Source organism: Fictibacillus nanhaiensis, assembly GCF_049537595.1.
GTDB lineage: Bacteria > Bacillota > Bacilli > Bacillales > Fictibacillaceae > Fictibacillus > Fictibacillus nanhaiensis_F.
In genome coordinates this window covers 1,449,417-1,465,463 of sequence record NZ_JBMULM010000001.1, presented here as the reverse complement: position 1 = coordinate 1,465,463, position 16,047 = coordinate 1,449,417, and the positions used below count along the sequence as shown (strand labels likewise).

The window sequence follows — 16,047 nt, the reverse complement described above, 5'->3', positions numbered from 1 at the left end:
TTTGTTTATGTTTATAAAGATGTTTCATTTTTCTTCGATTTAGCCGGTGCAAACCAACCAATTAACGCAATACCCACTAACACACCATAGAAAATGATTGTCCAAACCGTACTATGTGGAAAATCGTGATCTAATACGCCAATATCATTATGAGCAAGTGTAATAACCGCAAGCTTCACACCTACCCACGCGACGATTGCATAAGCTGTTGTTTCTAAAGCAGGTCGTTGATCTAACAACTGAACAAACCAAGTTGCTGCATACTTAATTAAGATCAGACCCGCAATCCCTCCAAGAACAACAACGATGAATTGTCCACCGTCCATACCTCCAAAATCACCAAGTGGTGAATCTGGAAGACCTAGAGCAAGAGCAACAGCAGCTAGAATTGAATCGATGGCGAACGCCAAGTCAGCGATAGCGATCTTACCAACTGTTGGCCAGAAACCCTTTCCTTTTGCTTCTTCTTCAACATCTTCTTGAATCTTCTCATTCTCTTTACCGAACTTAGCTTGAATAACATGCTTCAATCCTAGGTATAAAAGATAAGCTGCTCCGATCGCCTGTATCTGCCAAACGTTCGCGATAAACGAAATGGCGAAAAGTGCACCAAATCGGAAAACGAACGCCATAAGAATCCCATAACTGATCGCACGTTTCTTCTCATCCTCAGGTAAATGTTTTGCGATAACCGCTAGTACAAGGGCATTGTCAGCAGATAACAAACCTTCAAGACCAATTAGAATTAATAATGCCCAACCGTACTCTAACCAAATTGAATCCATCCATGAATCTCCTTTCAAATCATACAAATAATATGTAATATCCATAGAATGACCATTTTAGTCGCAAGATACTCTTCAAGTAATTACTTGCACTATAATGAACGACTCTATACTTACAAGATTATATATTATTTTTTAGATTTTTACCTTATTTAACATCATTTTAAACTTAACAAAGTTAGATATTTAAAGGGTTTATCTTGTTTTTTGCTCTTGGGTCATAGCACAAAAAAACTTCTCTATAGACTTATTTTGTAGGTTCACAAAAAAATTGAGCAATTTCTTTAACGCGATCCATTGTAATCCCTTGTGCTTGCTCAATCGATAATGGATGGTCAGTAGGCTCGAGCTCAATAAAAGGTCGCAAATTTTGTGAGCGGGTATGTACATTTGTTTTTAAATTTACCGTTTCTGGATACATGGGAAGATGTGTAGATAACCACCCAAACATCGGATTCAATTGTTCACTATTTGGATCATCCCATTGCTCTAGAGTCCGTTCAAAGTTCTCTTTATTTAGTGATACCCATACACCCCAAACAAAGAGTTCATCAGATCCAATAATCGGAATTTCAATACAACCTCTTATGAAGAAATGTTCACCGTCCATTACACAAAAGTCATCAGTAAGTTCAAAATGTTTCTTTCTTTCTCTACTTGTAGCCTCTTCATAATATACTGGTGCTTCAATTCCATAATTTAAGGGGAGTTCATCATGATAATTTCCACAACATGTGCATTGGTATCCGCTAACTAAATCTGTCATCAGATTGCTCCTCAATTAAGATAACTTAAGATCTTACTTTTTAAGAACAACAGGAGATTCCCACCCGTCGTATTCGCCATTATATTTCTGTGCAGTTTCAATTATCAGATATGTAACTGCATCGATCATGTCGTAATCTACACTGTCTTCTCGAGAGATTGTGATGTTGAATGTGCCTTCTTCATTCTTTTCTACCTCTAGCTCCACTGTTTTAAAGCCTTCTTTATGAATGTCTTGTTCAAACGCGTTTAAATCTTTTAATGTTTGAAACTCAATCCAATGCTGAATCTCACGGGGGTGTTCTAAGTCATCATTTTCTTGTTCTAGTAACTCTACTAAATCACGATTCCCCATCTGTTGAAGATGATATTCATTCGGATATAAGAACTCGTAATAAAATGACCACGGTTCCTCTTCTTCTAAATTTGATATCTCTGTCTGATATCCACTTTTATCAAAAATAGCGAGTGCTAGTTGATCTATGATTTTGACCTGTTTTTCTTTTTTCGCATAGTAGAAAAATTCTCGTGTTCCGTTTGTAGTTAATCGTCCAACTTGAATGATATCTTCCTCGTTTAACTTCTCCATCAGATCATATTCAAGCTCACCCATTAACTCATCTTCTCTCTCGTCAGGGAAACCTAACTCAGTAGGCGACTTAACAATAAGTTTTACTGTAAACAACCATTTGTATTTACTTATATTAATTTCTTCAGTTACATCCAAATCCACAACGAATGAAGCAAGATTTTCATCAAGTTCATCGATATAAAAATTCCAGTTATCAGACATACAGACTCCTCCTTTTCTTAAGTATACGAAGGGCACATCTTTCTATCTATAGTTCTATTTTCCTGTTGATTATTTGAGGGTCGAATGAGTGAATCCACCACCTGATAGAAACCCTTTTCATGCTTGAAAGTTCACAAGTAGATTCAATACCAATCGCAGCAAAGTAAGGAACAGAAGTCCCTACTTCATAAAGTTAAATGAAATTGACAATCCAAGGACTATGATTTTCGCTGCAATATTATAGAAACTAACAATAAACAAAAACGTTCCTATTATATAGATGATTCAGCATATCGTTTGATTTTATAAAACGGTAGATGCACTATCAAGCACAATTGAAGCTCTAACAGGAAAGAAAACCCACTAACTTTTTGTTATAAACACTTCATACGCAGCGTTAATATATTCCAGTACATCTTAATCATGTTCAGTATACTGAATGACGTTACGTCAGTTTTAAGTGCTTATTAGAAAAAGAAAAAAGGATCTATCATCTGATATTTTCATCTATTATTAACCGTTCATTCTTTCTCTAGCAGTTTGAGCTTGTTTCGTTACGGAGGCTAACGAATAAGCTTTTCCAAGTCCCATTCTTGGCATATTGTTATAAATGGCTTCTGCACTCCGTTTTTCAATTTTGTAGCTTTCGTGAAAGATACCAACACTTCCATCGTCACCTATATTCTTGTTGAATGCTTTCCAAGCTACTAAGTGAGTTCTACCGTGTGCATATGCTTCAAGTTGATCAAAGCTTTTCCAATATTGAATAAGTGTTATTCTTCTCCAACTAAAAAGAAATTCTGTATGTAAAAAACCGATCTCATGGTTTTGATAAAGTTCTCTTATCATTGGACCCATGGCTTTAAATACAGGTATCCACTTAGAAAATGAAAGCAGCTTATTCACTCGCATTCCAATGACAAAAACAACAAAGTCTTCTTCCACCGCTGCCACATATCTTCCCTTATGAATATTCTTCAAATATCCCTCTCCTTTACGAGTTGAAATTTTTTGTAGATCCTTCTCTAAATTAACATTAATTGGTATTTGATGGTAAAATAAATGTGTAAAAACTAAACCTTTTATTAACGAGAGGATGGTTTCGTGAACAACTTGCAACAGTGTTTAACAGGGGAAACGTTTGGTGCTAGATTTTTAAAAGGTGACTTTCAAGCAATCTATAATCAAACGGCGAATAATTTTAAAGAGATGATTAAGATTGGACAATTTATGGAGTTATCTTCCTCCTTTAATTCTGGCGTTCAACATTATTCGTTGGTATCGGAAACACGGCTTACAGATCATTTAAGACACTTTTTATGGATAGATAACGAAAAAATCAAAGCGATTAGTGTCACTTTCGATCCTGACGATGTTATACATAGCCTCTTACTTGCGCCATATGAAACCTATCCTGAAACAGACAATCAGTTTTCAAAGAATACTTATATGATGCCAATACAAGATGAATGGTTTGTATTTTGGGGAGGTGCAAATCAATTCATCAATTATCACTATGAGATCGAAGAGCAGCGATACGCCTACGATCTTGTAATTGTAAAAGGTGGACAATCTTTCAAAGATACTCCAACATTAAATGATGATTTTTACGCGTTTAATAAAGAAGTAGTAGCTCCATGTGATGGGAAAGTCGTAAAAGTTGTAAACTCTATCGTGGATAACGAACTGGGGTCAACAAATGTTTCTAATCCAGAAGGTAACTATGTAACCATTCAACATGCAAACGACGAGTATAGCCTCATTGCTCACTTCAAGCAAAACTCAATTGTTGTAGAGCCAGGCCAAACAATCAAACAAGGTCAGTTAATAGGATTATGTGGAAATTCCGGAAATTCTACTGAGCCACATATTCATTTTCAAGTCATGGATTCACCCAACCACCACAACGCAAAATCTATACGTATTCGTTTTCATGATGATCATGAACCAATACAAGGTGATTTAGTCAAATCAACAAACTAACCACTTCCCAATGAATAACCTCATGTACTAGATGGATGACATTTACTCATCCATCTTTTTGATACAACTATGTAAGAGAAAGAGAATTAGCTCAGCTTACTCCTAATCAATTTCTCTAAGCTTGCCACTTTGTTTTGAAGATCATCGATTTCTTTTTGCATTTTTTCTTTTTCTTGATCTGACTGAAAATCATCTACTTGTGACTTAAAATCACTTGCCACATCTGTATTCAGCTGTATAATTGCTCCAATTGTCGCCACTGCATCACCTACAGTAGTAATAACTCCTCCAATTATACCTAATACGGTTCCTGCATTATTAGCTGGGTTATATTGAAACGTATCTGAGCTGTTGTTATTGCCATTTCCATTGTTATCTGAAGGTAGATCGGCAGGAAACACAAAAGGATTACGTTTCTTATTCATAATATTCACTCCAAGGGTAGAAAGGTATTGACCTCTTATATTTATGCTTTTAGCTTTTAAAATGTACATTGTACAGATATATCTTTCCTTCAATCATATCAAGAACATTGAAGAAGTCTTTGAAAGCAATTCTTATGTTCAGTAAAAGTAAATGCAAATAACAAAATCATAAGATCATTAAAATGCTTAAAATATTAAAACGACATATTTTTTTAACTAATCAAATAATTACTGAACCATTCAGAGATTTTATGGTAAAATTTATAAAAATGAACAAATTAGTATAAGTATACATATTTTGGAATTTTTATAGGGGTGACACGATGTCAGTTGTACTAAATAAATTTTATGACAACAAGAAAGGATATTTTCACATCCCTGTTGTATGGCGAGAAGAGTTTCAATTTCAGGTTGGAGAAAAAGTAGGCGTTGATGTTAAAGATGGAATAATTATCATTGATAAGATGCGCGTAAGACAATTTACTCCCATTATAGGCGTAAAAGGGAGACTAACTATTCCAATTGAAATCAGACAAGAATTGAAAAGCCATATCTATCAATTAATCGCGATTCAAGAAACCGAACAATTTATTTTAACGCCCGCTTAAAAATAAATTGTTTAACAGAATAGAATTAGATTAAGATACAAAGGTTTCTTCTATTGAAGCGTTTTTTGTATACACCTATTTACACAAACCACTATACTCACAAATTATCTAATAAAAAATTGAATTTCATAATTTCTAGAATGACTCTCCTATTATCTTTTAAAATCCATTGGAATTTAGAAAATAATTTTACTTATTTTCCGCATTCTATTGGTATAGTAAGAGTGGGAGTTGAAAGAATGTTTAACATAGAGTTGATTAACAAATTACCCGTAAAAATTTTAATCGTAGCTTTATTAATCGTAGTGACCGCGTATTTCATCAGAAAATCTGTTCAGCTTTTCTTTGATAAAACAAGTTTTCTAGATGAAAACCGTGAAGAAACGTTGATGCATTTTACAGATCAAGTTCTCAAGGTTCTTGGACTGGTGTTCTTCTTCATTTACGTATTAAGCCATTTCTTCAATCTAACGAGACTTGTTACAGGTTCAGTTGTTGTAGCCGGTGCGCTCGCATTGATCTTCCAACATATCATTAGAGATTATATTATGGGACTAGCCTACTTGTTTGAACGGCAGATCAATCTAGGTGATTATGTCATTATCAACGGTAACAAACAGGGGAAAATTGAGGAAATAAGTGTGCGTCACCTGAAGATTCGTCAATACGACGGTTATCTATACACTGTTTCTTATGGAAGTATCAACGAGCTTCAAAACGGAAACCGTGGGATGCGGCGGGTGAACGAAAGTCTTATACTTAACTACAGACAAAACCCCGACGAGGCGTTTAAGGTTATGGAGGAAGTGGCGAGAACGTGCAACGAAAAATATAGGGAGTACCTCTTAACAGATTTAGACGGTAAGCCTGTGGAAAGCTTTACATTTAATCAGATTACTGAATTAAACGTCGATTATAAAGGACACCGGTATTCTCTCTCAGGGATCGTAAAAGAAGCTCATTTTGTGGATGCAAGTAAACGATTAAGATATGAACTAGCACACGCAGCATATGTAAACAAGTTAATGATGGCAGAAAACGGTGAAATTGAAATGAATAAACATAACGATTCTCAACCATCTCATTAAGAAGTATGCAGGCTATAACGAACGACCATTACAGCCTGCTCTTCTTATATTTTAAATTTCTATATCCTCTTCATTAAGAATGGCAAGAACCTGGTGATCTTCCCACCTGCCATTGATTTTCACATTTTTCTTTGAAATTCCTTCTTTATGAAATCCAGCTTTTATTAATAATTGGATAGATTTTATATTATGAGGCATTACTTCTGCTTCGATTCGATGAAGTTTTAGCTCATTGAATGCAAACTCTATAATAAGTGGAAGAGCTTCTGTCATGTATCCTTTGCCGTTATAGTCTTTATCCAGAGAATAACCAACCATCCCTTTTTGTGCAGGTCCTCTTTCAATCTTGAACAGACCAATCTGGCCGATTAATTCATGTGTGTCATGAAGATAAATACCAAAAGAGTATCCTAACCCTTTTTCTTTGCGCTCTTCTATCTCTTTCAATCTTCTTGCTTGACCATCTAAAGTATAAAAATCCGAATCTCTATCAGGTGCATATTGCTGAAAAAACGACTTGTTTCTTGTTTCAATATCAAATAGGGCTTGCAGATCACTTATGTTTAGAAGTTTGATATAAATATTCTTCATCGTTTATTGTCCTCCATACTCGATAAATACCTTATTTGAAATTCAACTCAATAAGTTTAAAACCTCCTTAAACAAAGTTAAATAAATATTGTTCAACATATGTACAAAATATGTAGAAGTTTAATTAAAGGAATGGTATATTATTAACAGAACGATTCTATGGGAGATAAAATGATGACCACAAAATTAAATACGTGGATTCAAAAACACAATATAGATTTACAATGGCTACAAGAAGTTAGTAAGTTTCCTTCCTACAAAGTACAGAAACTGTTAGATGATCCTTTATACAAACCTGATGGAACAACAATGAGAATCGTATTAAGCATCGTAAAAAAGAAAGAGGACACCGCAAAACTAAGTGATTTTTGGGATGTTTAAACGTAGGGTTTTTCCTTATATTTTTTTAAAATAGTGACTTGTCTAGATCATTTTACCCTCCAACTGCATCTACTAAAGTATGAAATGTAGGAGGTGCTATCTTGGGTAAAGACAAGCATTGTAAGAAAAAGAAGAAAAAAGTAATCTGTTGTGATCCTATTTATATTATTGAGGATTCATACAAAGAGAAAGAAGTCACATTCGTTCATCCTATCATTCGTGTAAAACGTGAACACATTAAATATGTTCGCCGTGACGTGTATGAGGAGAAAGTAATCAAAGAAGTGATTGATCCTGGTTCTCCAACTAAATGTGATTGCAATAAAAAGCACAAAAAATGTAAGAAAAAAAGCAAAAAGAAGTAATCTCAAAGGATAATTACTCTTTTATATAAACTCCCGACCATCGTGATCGGGGGTTTTGCTATCGTTTTAGGAGTTGATATGTGTATTCACAGTACGTGTTTTTATATTTCTTACACGTTCACCGCTAAATAAGTGTTATCCACCTGTAAAGTTATGTTTACCACCTATGTTTAATGGATTTTCACTGTTGAATGAAGCTGCACAACCTAAGATCTGAAACCGACTACCCCTAACCGCTCGATTTATCCATTTGATATACTGTTTATATACATAAACGTACATTTTATCAAACAAATCGAGGAGTTGAAGAAACAAATGAATGATTATTACGAGGTGTTAATTGGTGAAGGAAATGCTGAGTTAGATCAGCGGCTTTCTGATGAATTGGATAAAGTGAACACTGCTGCGACAATCAACACTCCTGCTGCTCGAGAATTAACAGTGCAAATTTTAGATAAACATGGTGAACTTGCAGCCGGTATGAGTGGTTGGACTTGGGGCGTAGCTGCTGGTATTGCAATGACTTGGGTTCGTGATGATGTACGAAAAGACGGACTAGGTTCTCAACTACTCCAAGATTTTGAACATGAAGCTATAACACGAGGTTGCACACACGTCTTCACGACCTCTTTCACCTTTCAAGCCCCAGGTTTCTATGAACGTCACGGATACCAAGAACTGTTTCGTTGGGAATAATTACCTACTCCTGATGCTGCTGACATTCATTTTCGAAAAGAACTAGTCCCGCTATCAAAATAGATTATACAAAAAAAGAGTGTACACTAATAAAGTAATGTACACTCTTTACAACTATGTATCTAATAATTCTCTATCTTAGATAATCCTCTAAAGCTTGCTGAAGTGTAGCTTTTGTCTGAGCTTTGCTTTCAAAAGATAATCCGATATTTGTTATCTTACGTACAACTTCTGGACGCAGACCAGTAATCACACATTCACAACCCATCATGTTCGCACCTTCCATAACTTTCATGATCCGTTCGATCGTATCCGTCTCCATTTGGGCAATACCAGATAAATCAATAATTAACGTTCCAATGCGAAGTCTGCTGATTTCCAAAAGAACTTTCTCTTCAATCGTGTCTGTTCGATATGTATCAATATTGCCAATTAGCGGAAGCACACAAACCTTCGATGTGATCGGAATAATTGGGACAGAAAGATTTTCAACGAGTGTTTTCTGAGACTCGATCAGCTTATTTTTGTACTCTGAGTAACTTAAGAATAGTTCATTTAAGAATCTATCAATGCGGTCATTAATTTGTCTTTCCGTATTAAAAAAACTTTCAGCCTCTATATCAATATGATTTAATTTATTAAATTCTTGGAGAAATTTCCAAACCGTTCTTCGAATGGCTTGAACCCATTCTAGTTTAAATGCAAGTGTGAGACTATGGGATGCCCACGATACACCTTCAAATTTTGCGAATTCTTCTAATTCACGGTCTTTACCTTGGATGGTGTACATCACAAGTTTATGAGCATTAGACAATAAATCGATATTACCTACCACCAATATTTCTTCGATTTTCCCACGAACATTTCGGGCTTCAGCTAATAAAGATTCTTGGAACTCTTCTCTGTAATTAGTAAAGTATTTAATATAATCCTTCTCCAAGACTAAACCCATAGTGTTCACTCCCTTTTGAAATTTTTACCTACTTTTGTACTATTGTACCACTTTCAAAAAAGATGGAAGAAAAAATTTTGTATTTAAAACTGTTTTATGACTTAAGTATGTACTTTCGTTAAAAAAAAGAAAAAACCGCAGCAAATTTTGTTGCGATTTTTTCAAGTAATAGCAAGAAAAATTTCTTTACCAAAGTAAATCCTTTTCATATCCTAACTCAATAAGCAATTGTCCAGCAGTCTCTTTAAAAGCTGTAATAATCTCATCGTCGAACTCTTCTTTCCAGTTGCCAATTTTACCTTTTCTAAAAGTAGCTGAATCCTGAGTAGAAATGTTTTCTTTCGCACGTTTGATAACGGTATCAAGGTTTTCAAGTTCCCCTTTCGTAATAAACTGTACGATTTTATGAACTGATTGGTTTAGAGAAGCTTCACTTCTTATCAGATCTTCAAATTTAATAGAAAGCACGTGAGGTGCCGTTAACCACCCTTTAAATTCCGAGAACCAATCATGAATACCCAGATGACCTGCTTCAGGAATCCCTCTTATGATTGATAACATTCGTTCTTTTTTAGACAATTGCTTTTTTTGATAATATTGATGAAGTGGAGCATTTACTTTCTCAATATAGTAGTTATAAGAAACCACCACATCACGCAAATCGCGATAGAGGAAAATTTGTTTCATATCGAGATCTTGAAGAAGCTTCTCCCATGATGTGGAATAATAAATATGACCTGACAAAAATTCATTTTCTTTTAGCTTCTCTAACTCGCGCTGATGTCCTGCTAATTGTGCTGATATACCTTCATATAGATGTAGTTTTTGATCAAATGTGATGGGATGAATTCCTGTTAATATTTGAAACATAAGATGTGTCCCGCTCTTAGGAAACGAATTAAAGAAAAAAGGACTTATTGCTTTACTCATTTTTAACGATCACCTTTTCTATTTACATGACATGCCTTTCATATCTTATTCGTTCGTTTTCAATCCGCTTGTACAACCGCCTGCTTATACATATTTTCATTAGAATAAAAAGATTTACGGAATACATACACTTTTATCATTCAACGCACGAAACTTATAATGCAAGACCTTAACCCCTAATTGTTAGCAAGATTAAACCATGAAAAAAGGCTGGGAAACACTCCCTGCCTTTTTTCTGTGATCATTTTACTTCGAATCTCTAAAAATCCATTTTGGCACTACTTTTATATAGATCAATTCACCGATCAATTCAACGATCGTCTGCGTTACGATTACCGCTGCAGCTAATGTTCGCCAAGACTCTGGTAATGCAAGCGCTAGCGGGAGAACGACGAGTGAATTTCTTGTTCCCATGCTAAATATCAGTGCTCTTCCTGCACCTATATTTAAAGAAAATGACCGCGCAATAAAGCGAGAAACAAGTGGCATGATGATTAAGAATAAGACGTAAATCGGAACCACGTTAATGATGATATCAAAATCATTGTAGACTTTTCCTATTTGTGAAGCGACCACCGCGATCAAGACGAAAGCCATGAACGGAACAGGTAACCAAGCTGTAAGTTCCAATGTTTTATCACCAAACGATTGTTTCTTCGCCCACAATTGAGTAAGGATTGCTAGTAGTAATGGGATCACAATGAGTATGAAAAATGCTTCTAAAAATGGCTGAATCCGTACAACGGATATCATCTCTTCCCCAATGAATAACCACAAATATAGAGGAAGCAAGACCATTTGAACTACAAATAAAAGTGGCGTTGCCGCTAGCATTAATTTTTCGTTTCCTTTTCCCAATTGAGTAAAGACGATTACATAATCAATACATGGAGTTAGGAGAACTAAGCAAATCCCTAAAAGGATTGGTGGGGATTGTGGAAAAATGGAAGTAAGGATCCACACAACGATGGGAACACATACAAAATTTCCGATTAATAAAGCGAACATGAATCTGATGTCTGAAGCAGCTTCTCTGAGCTTTAAAAAAGGAATTTGTGCAAACATCCCATACAGAAGAATAACGATTAGTGGAGAAATCATCCTTTGAAGTCCAGTTCCAAAACGTTCAAAACTTAGACCGATGAAAGCACCTAGTATTAAAGAAAGAACATAGATCCATATTTGTTGATTTTCAAGACCTTCCCTCGTGACCATCTCTAACCTCCCTCTATTTAAGCTTTAAGTATGTCATATCACTTTTCAAATTATTAATATACCATTCTCGCAAACAATAAAAAAGAACCGCCTGCCTTCAGACGGTCCACTGTTGTTTATTAAATGTTTTAAGCGCGTTCCAATACTTTAGCCAGCATATGGTGAATAACCTCGTGATCGCGTGGATCGTACAATCGATATTCTTCACCAGGAAGCGTATACCACTCTGCCGCTCCCGCGTATGTGATAGCAAGCTTCAAGATACCTTCTTCATTACAACTTGTCTTAAGCTCGAGCTCCCCGCTGATCACGCCGACCTCTGTAGTCATTACACCATGAGTTGCCGTAAAGACCGTTGATTTCTCTTCCATTGGAGTAGCTCCTTTCTTTTAAAAAACTTGGTACATATTTTATACTTTACATCTATTAATACGTGCAAGTGTTAAGCATGCTTTGAAGTTGTGTTTTTTCCGCTGATTGAAGATTTAATCCCCAGTTGTACTTCGTTTGAATCCACCATTTTGCATATCCACACCCAGCTGCAGTACGAGTAGGTTTCCAAGTTGAAGGATCTTGGTCCCCTTTTGATCGGTTAGAACTTGCCGTCACGGCAATAAGTTGAGGTCCCGTAAGGTCGTTGGCGAAATCCTCACGTTTATCTGTCGTCCAGCTGCTGGCACCAGAACGCCATGCTTCAGCTAATGGCACCACATGATCGATATCAAGATCAGATGGATTCGTAATCGTTATACCGTCATAATAGCTGTACCAACTGCCTGATGTTACTGGACAGTTCCCGCTAAACGAGTCTGCATCACGTTTAAGAACAACTTGACGTGTATCACATCCTCCACCTTGACTCGACCAATGAGGAAACAGATCGCGGGAATAACCAGTCATTGTACCTTCTGTCTTAACCACTAATGCGTTCAACTGAGATTGTGCAGCAGATTTAGTAGGTGTTCCTGGCGGCAGCGCCCATGCCTTTTGGTTATCATCAGATGAAACGAACACAAAAGACATCACCAGAGTAAAAACAAACGAACACAACATCGATTTCTTCAACATGCTTAAATCCTCCAATATGTAGTTTTTTGAATCGTTATAATTTTATAATATGTTTTACGGATTGGCATTACGAATTTAGCAATTAAACATAATCTAGACCAACGATATAGGTGGATAGTCTAGTTTTTTAAGGCTAAAATTCTTCTTGAGAACCATTATAGTAAAATATATTTATTTGTTTTATGATTCCACTATTGCATCGCAGGTTGTTTTTCTCCTGGAAGAGGAAGAGGGTCCATGCTTTGATCGTTTGGTGATAGATCGATGCCATAATCCTTCGCAAACACCATGTGTGTTTCTTTTAAAACATTCTCGTGGTTTAGGTCCAAGTTAAATACACGAGCTCCGCGAAGTCGATTCTTCTCCTCACCAGAAAGTCCGTACGCTCCAAATCCAGCACTTCCGCCATATCCAAGCATAATACCATAGTAGTTTCCTGCGTATGTGTTTATGTGGTCATGTCCACAGAACACTCCTTTTACATCGCCTCGATGCTGCATCGCTGAGAATAACCCAGAATTGATCGGACCCGGACATTCATCTTCGTTTCTCTCACCTGTAATCTGATGTTTGTTTTTAGCACGTGCATGATCAGCTTCTGTTCGGCCATCTACACTCGAATACCACATATAGCGGTGCTCCCATAACGGAATGTGTATGAACATGAGAGAAGGTACCTTAAATCCAAAACGGTTTTCGATCTTTTGAGACGTTTCATTGTACCAGCTGACTTGGTCAAAGCGAACCCAGTCCCACGTTGGATAACCATCAAAATTTTGACCCGCAATCTCTTTTGGTGCGTATCTACCACTATCCATCAACCAAAAATTAAAAGCGGGCTTCTTCCCTTTCGTGTCCCAAACAAGAAGATTCATGTTCCCGGTCCCTGTGATGTTTTTCGCTCCCTTATCGTTCACATTGTGTTTGTAAGATTGGTAGAATGCTAGCATCTTACTCTCATCCACACCGCTTTTTGGGGTAGAATCTTCATCATGATTTCCAAAAGTTACGGCCCACTTGATGCCTCTCTTTTCCATCGGTCCAGCCACATTGTTCATCGCCTGGTTCATTTCGAGTTCCGAATCACATCCACCCGTAATCACATCTCCGTTCAATACCACAAAGTCAGGCTTCTCAGCATCTAGCACTTTTTCAATTAACTCAATCGTACGACGGTCGATCCGCTCATCGTCTTGCGTATCGTTAAACTGCACGACCTTGAAAGACCCATCCGAATGAAACTTTAACACTTTTTCTTCCTTTCGATCTGCATGGGCTTTTTCAGTGAATAAGTTAGATGTATCACCGAGCGAACCTAGTGTTAATGCCAACGTGCTCGCTCCTCCGATCTTAATAAAATCGCGACGATTCACTTGTTTAGAACTCATTTTGCTCCCCCTCCGTATTTATGTATGTTGGATTGTTACAAGATTAAGAGTATCAAGGGTTTTTTTAGGCAGTGTTTGACTGGTGTAAATGTTGTGTGAGAGTAGTGGCTGTGAGATTTTACAAATTGTTGCCCCCACAAAGTTGAAGAAATGGATATATAATAGGCTTAACCATAAAATGTTTAATTTGGAGGTTGGTATGTTTAAATTCAATAAAAATGTTTCGATTTCTGTTGGCAATGTGTATGCCGTCAAGTTGCCTGATGGCCGGTATGGAGCAATCAGAATTATAGACAAACAAGATCGGTCTACAACTCTCATAACCACTCCCTATATTAGTGATAGACTTCCTAACATTGATGATAAAAAATTAAAACAAACGCTAGTCCAAAATCGATTTTTCTTTGATGGGCAAAAGGCGGGATCGATTGTTGATGGTAAACCACCTAAAGAGTTAATTTTTATTGGTAATATTCAGATGAAAGAAGAACGCCGCTTTCCCGGTTATAGTGGCGATTGGGATAAAGACACGGGAATAGAAGCTTATTATGAATGGCGCTGGGAACATGATCGAGAGAACTTTGAAATAGAAATTCGACAAGATGAGGAAAGAATGGCTAGAGAATCACTTGCTAAAGTACAAGCACCTAAGAAAATGATGAGTGAAGAAATGTTTTGGTCTATCATCTCTTTAGTAGATGGTGAGGATATAGAAACTGCCATTCAGAAGTTAGCAGGACTTGGTGTACGGAATATTAAGCAGTTTGAAGAAACCTTGTCTTATAAACTCTTTCAATTAGATACAGAAGAACACGCACGCAATATTGGAGTTTATTCCTACAAGGACGAAAATGAGCATTTTTCGGCTGATTTATTTTTATATTTTCGATGCGCTGTCATTACCAAAGGTAGAGACTTTTATGAATTAGTATTACAGAACCCTATTCTTATGCTTAAAAATGATACATGTGAACCCCTACTGGATCTAGCTTCTGAAGCGTATGAGCTTCGCACCGGTAAAGACTTCGATTATGAAACTGGTTGTGATTATGAAACATTCTCCAATTACAAGGGGTGGGAATAGCTTACTAAGTGGTTTACCTAAGGGGTATATTCTATGCAGAATTTGTCGATATTTAGCAACTCGTCGATAAATCATTGAAATTTGTGGAATTATTGTTCAATCTCGTGGAATTAATGAAGAAATTTTTGAAATCATACTATAATATTCATGTATAAAGTGGTCCAATACCCTGCACGGTATATAAAATTAATACGAATAAGCCACTAAAATAGAGCTTAATTACATATTTCATTCTAGTTACAACTCACTTTTCTCTTTCAAACGCAAAAAGTGACTTTCATGCAACTCTTTCCCTCAAAAAATAGCCAATCACCATCACATTATAATCATTTATTTAATTCTAGCCTGTGTTTAACCTCAAACACAGGCTGTTTCTATTTCCAGCACCCATTCCTGTAACGGTGGACAGACTGTATCCATATTTTATTATGAGGAATTTGAGCAGAGACTCTCTACTCGTTCTAGATCTGACAAAAAACAAGGAGGTGTTTGTATTGGACAATAAACACCAATGGAATTTGGATGGATTAAGTACTGGAGACTTTCAAGTTAGTGGCGGTCAGCCACATCATCCCCAAGAACAGCAAGCACAAGACCCTCGTCTTATCGTTCCAGGCTGTGTAATCGGAATCTGTTTTAACTTTTGTGCAGGTTGCGCAGGTTGTGGCGGATGCGCTGGATGTGCTGGATGCGGCGGTTGTGCTGGTCGTTGTGGAGGCTGTGGCGGTTGTGGCGGATGTGCTGGACGTTGTGGTGGTTGCGGTGGTTGCGCTGGACGCTGCGGTGGATGCGGCGGACGTTGCGGAGGCAGATAATAAGATATATACCGAAGAAGAAATTTCAGGGGGCTTTGCTCAAGATTTTGAGCATCAGTCCTCTATTTTAATTTATCATGCCGCAACAATCATGATTTCGTCCCCCTGAAATAGA

The 16,047-nt window shown here is 36.7% G+C and carries 20 protein-coding genes; 8 read left to right on the top strand and 12 right to left on the bottom strand.

Annotation, left to right across the window (positions count from 1 at the left end; all coding sequences use genetic code 11):
* Positions 1 to 11: 11 nt before the first annotated feature.
* From ACOZ9X_RS07495 to ACOZ9X_RS07480, 4 genes are all read right to left on the bottom strand, one after another.
* Positions 12 to 785 (bottom strand): TerC family protein, encoded by a 774-nt coding sequence (locus tag ACOZ9X_RS07495; RefSeq protein ID WP_423417630.1) that lies wholly within the window; start codon positions 783 to 785, stop codon positions 12 to 14.
* A gap of 247 nt (positions 786 to 1,032) precedes the next feature.
* On the bottom strand, positions 1,033 to 1,551 hold the full coding sequence (locus ACOZ9X_RS07490; RefSeq protein WP_423417629.1) for a DUF2199 domain-containing protein: 519 nt from the start codon (positions 1,549 to 1,551) through the stop codon (positions 1,033 to 1,035).
* A gap of 33 nt (positions 1,552 to 1,584) precedes the next feature.
* Entirely contained in the window at positions 1,585 to 2,343 is a 759-nt protein-coding gene (locus ACOZ9X_RS07485; protein WP_423417628.1) for a DUF695 domain-containing protein, read from the bottom strand.
* 513 nt (positions 2,344 to 2,856) lie between these two features.
* The gene (locus ACOZ9X_RS07480; RefSeq protein WP_423417627.1) at positions 2,857 to 3,324 is read right to left on the bottom strand and encodes a DUF4188 domain-containing protein; all 468 of its coding nucleotides are present in this window, start codon (positions 3,322 to 3,324) and stop codon (positions 2,857 to 2,859) included.
* A 123-nt stretch (positions 3,325 to 3,447) separates the two neighbouring features.
* On the opposite strand from ACOZ9X_RS07480, the gene ACOZ9X_RS07475 reads away from it, so the two are divergent.
* Positions 3,448 to 4,326 carry a M23 family metallopeptidase gene (locus tag ACOZ9X_RS07475; RefSeq protein ID WP_423417626.1) on the top strand — a complete coding sequence of 293 codons (879 nt, stop codon included), beginning with the start codon at positions 3,448 to 3,450 and terminating at the stop codon, positions 4,324 to 4,326.
* 86 nt (positions 4,327 to 4,412) lie between these two features.
* Here the strand turns inward: ACOZ9X_RS07475 and ACOZ9X_RS07470 are convergent, their stop codons facing one another.
* Positions 4,413 to 4,751 carry a hypothetical protein gene (locus ACOZ9X_RS07470; RefSeq protein ID WP_423417625.1) on the bottom strand — a complete coding sequence of 113 codons (339 nt, stop codon included), beginning with the start codon at positions 4,749 to 4,751 and terminating at the stop codon, positions 4,413 to 4,415.
* 323 nt (positions 4,752 to 5,074) lie between these two features.
* Here ACOZ9X_RS07470 and ACOZ9X_RS07465 point away from each other — a divergent pair, with 323 nt between their 5' ends.
* Both ACOZ9X_RS07465 and ACOZ9X_RS07460 read left to right on the top strand, forming a co-directional pair.
* Positions 5,075 to 5,359 carry a hypothetical protein gene (locus ACOZ9X_RS07465; RefSeq protein ID WP_423417624.1) on the top strand — a complete coding sequence of 95 codons (285 nt, stop codon included), beginning with the start codon at positions 5,075 to 5,077 and terminating at the stop codon, positions 5,357 to 5,359.
* Positions 5,360 to 5,598: 239 nt separating this feature from the next.
* Complete coding sequence (locus ACOZ9X_RS07460; protein ID WP_423417623.1) at positions 5,599 to 6,447, top strand: mechanosensitive ion channel family protein; 849 nt, start codon at positions 5,599 to 5,601, stop codon at positions 6,445 to 6,447.
* Positions 6,448 to 6,498: 51 nt separating this feature from the next.
* Here ACOZ9X_RS07460 and ACOZ9X_RS07455 read toward each other — a convergent pair whose 3' ends face one another.
* The gene (locus ACOZ9X_RS07455; RefSeq protein ID WP_423417622.1) at positions 6,499 to 7,038 is read right to left on the bottom strand and encodes a GNAT family N-acetyltransferase; all 540 of its coding nucleotides are present in this window, start codon (positions 7,036 to 7,038) and stop codon (positions 6,499 to 6,501) included.
* A 171-nt stretch (positions 7,039 to 7,209) separates the two neighbouring features.
* On the opposite strand from ACOZ9X_RS07455, the gene ACOZ9X_RS07450 reads away from it, so the two are divergent.
* The 3 genes from ACOZ9X_RS07450 (at position 7,210) to ACOZ9X_RS07440 (ending at position 8,480) form a co-directional block, all read left to right on the top strand.
* Positions 7,210 to 7,419, top strand: coding sequence for a hypothetical protein (locus tag ACOZ9X_RS07450; protein ID WP_423417621.1), 210 nt, complete (start codon positions 7,210 to 7,212; stop codon positions 7,417 to 7,419).
* A 101-nt stretch (positions 7,420 to 7,520) separates the two neighbouring features.
* Entirely contained in the window at positions 7,521 to 7,784 is a 264-nt protein-coding gene (locus tag ACOZ9X_RS07445) for a hypothetical protein (protein WP_423417620.1), read from the top strand.
* 315 nt (positions 7,785 to 8,099) lie between these two features.
* Positions 8,100 to 8,480 carry a GNAT family N-acetyltransferase gene (locus ACOZ9X_RS07440; protein ID WP_423417619.1) on the top strand — a complete coding sequence of 127 codons (381 nt, stop codon included), beginning with the start codon at positions 8,100 to 8,102 and terminating at the stop codon, positions 8,478 to 8,480.
* A 133-nt stretch (positions 8,481 to 8,613) separates the two neighbouring features.
* On the opposite strand, the gene ACOZ9X_RS07435 is transcribed toward ACOZ9X_RS07440, so the two are convergent.
* The 6 genes from ACOZ9X_RS07435 to ACOZ9X_RS07410 form a co-directional block, all read right to left on the bottom strand.
* Complete coding sequence (locus tag ACOZ9X_RS07435; protein ID WP_423417618.1) at positions 8,614 to 9,432, bottom strand: STAS domain-containing protein; 819 nt, start codon at positions 9,430 to 9,432, stop codon at positions 8,614 to 8,616.
* Positions 9,433 to 9,618: 186 nt separating this feature from the next.
* Complete coding sequence (locus tag ACOZ9X_RS07430) at positions 9,619 to 10,362, bottom strand: sulfotransferase domain-containing protein (RefSeq protein ID WP_423417617.1); 744 nt, start codon at positions 10,360 to 10,362, stop codon at positions 9,619 to 9,621.
* 246 nt (positions 10,363 to 10,608) lie between these two features.
* On the bottom strand, positions 10,609 to 11,577 hold the full coding sequence (locus tag ACOZ9X_RS07425; RefSeq protein WP_423417616.1) for an arsenic resistance protein: 969 nt from the start codon (positions 11,575 to 11,577) through the stop codon (positions 10,609 to 10,611).
* A gap of 128 nt (positions 11,578 to 11,705) precedes the next feature.
* Positions 11,706 to 11,948 carry a hypothetical protein gene (locus tag ACOZ9X_RS07420; RefSeq protein WP_191755501.1) on the bottom strand — a complete coding sequence of 81 codons (243 nt, stop codon included), beginning with the start codon at positions 11,946 to 11,948 and terminating at the stop codon, positions 11,706 to 11,708.
* A 55-nt stretch (positions 11,949 to 12,003) separates the two neighbouring features.
* Positions 12,004 to 12,645 (bottom strand): HNH endonuclease family protein, encoded by a 642-nt coding sequence (locus ACOZ9X_RS07415; protein ID WP_423417615.1) that lies wholly within the window; start codon positions 12,643 to 12,645, stop codon positions 12,004 to 12,006.
* A 191-nt stretch (positions 12,646 to 12,836) separates the two neighbouring features.
* On the bottom strand, positions 12,837 to 14,033 hold the full coding sequence (locus ACOZ9X_RS07410; protein ID WP_423417614.1) for a metallophosphoesterase: 1,197 nt from the start codon (positions 14,031 to 14,033) through the stop codon (positions 12,837 to 12,839).
* 199 nt (positions 14,034 to 14,232) lie between these two features.
* On the opposite strand from ACOZ9X_RS07410, the gene ACOZ9X_RS07405 reads away from it, so the two are divergent.
* Both ACOZ9X_RS07405 and ACOZ9X_RS07400 read left to right on the top strand, forming a co-directional pair.
* Positions 14,233 to 15,117: a DUF4240 domain-containing protein gene (locus tag ACOZ9X_RS07405; protein WP_423417613.1), complete on the top strand. Its 885-nt coding sequence runs from the start codon at positions 14,233 to 14,235 to the stop codon at positions 15,115 to 15,117.
* 494 nt (positions 15,118 to 15,611) lie between these two features.
* A complete protein-coding gene (locus ACOZ9X_RS07400) occupies positions 15,612 to 15,932 on the top strand; it encodes a hypothetical protein (protein WP_423417612.1) in 321 nt (106 codons plus the stop codon).
* The last annotated feature ends 115 nt before the right edge of the window (positions 15,933 to 16,047 follow it).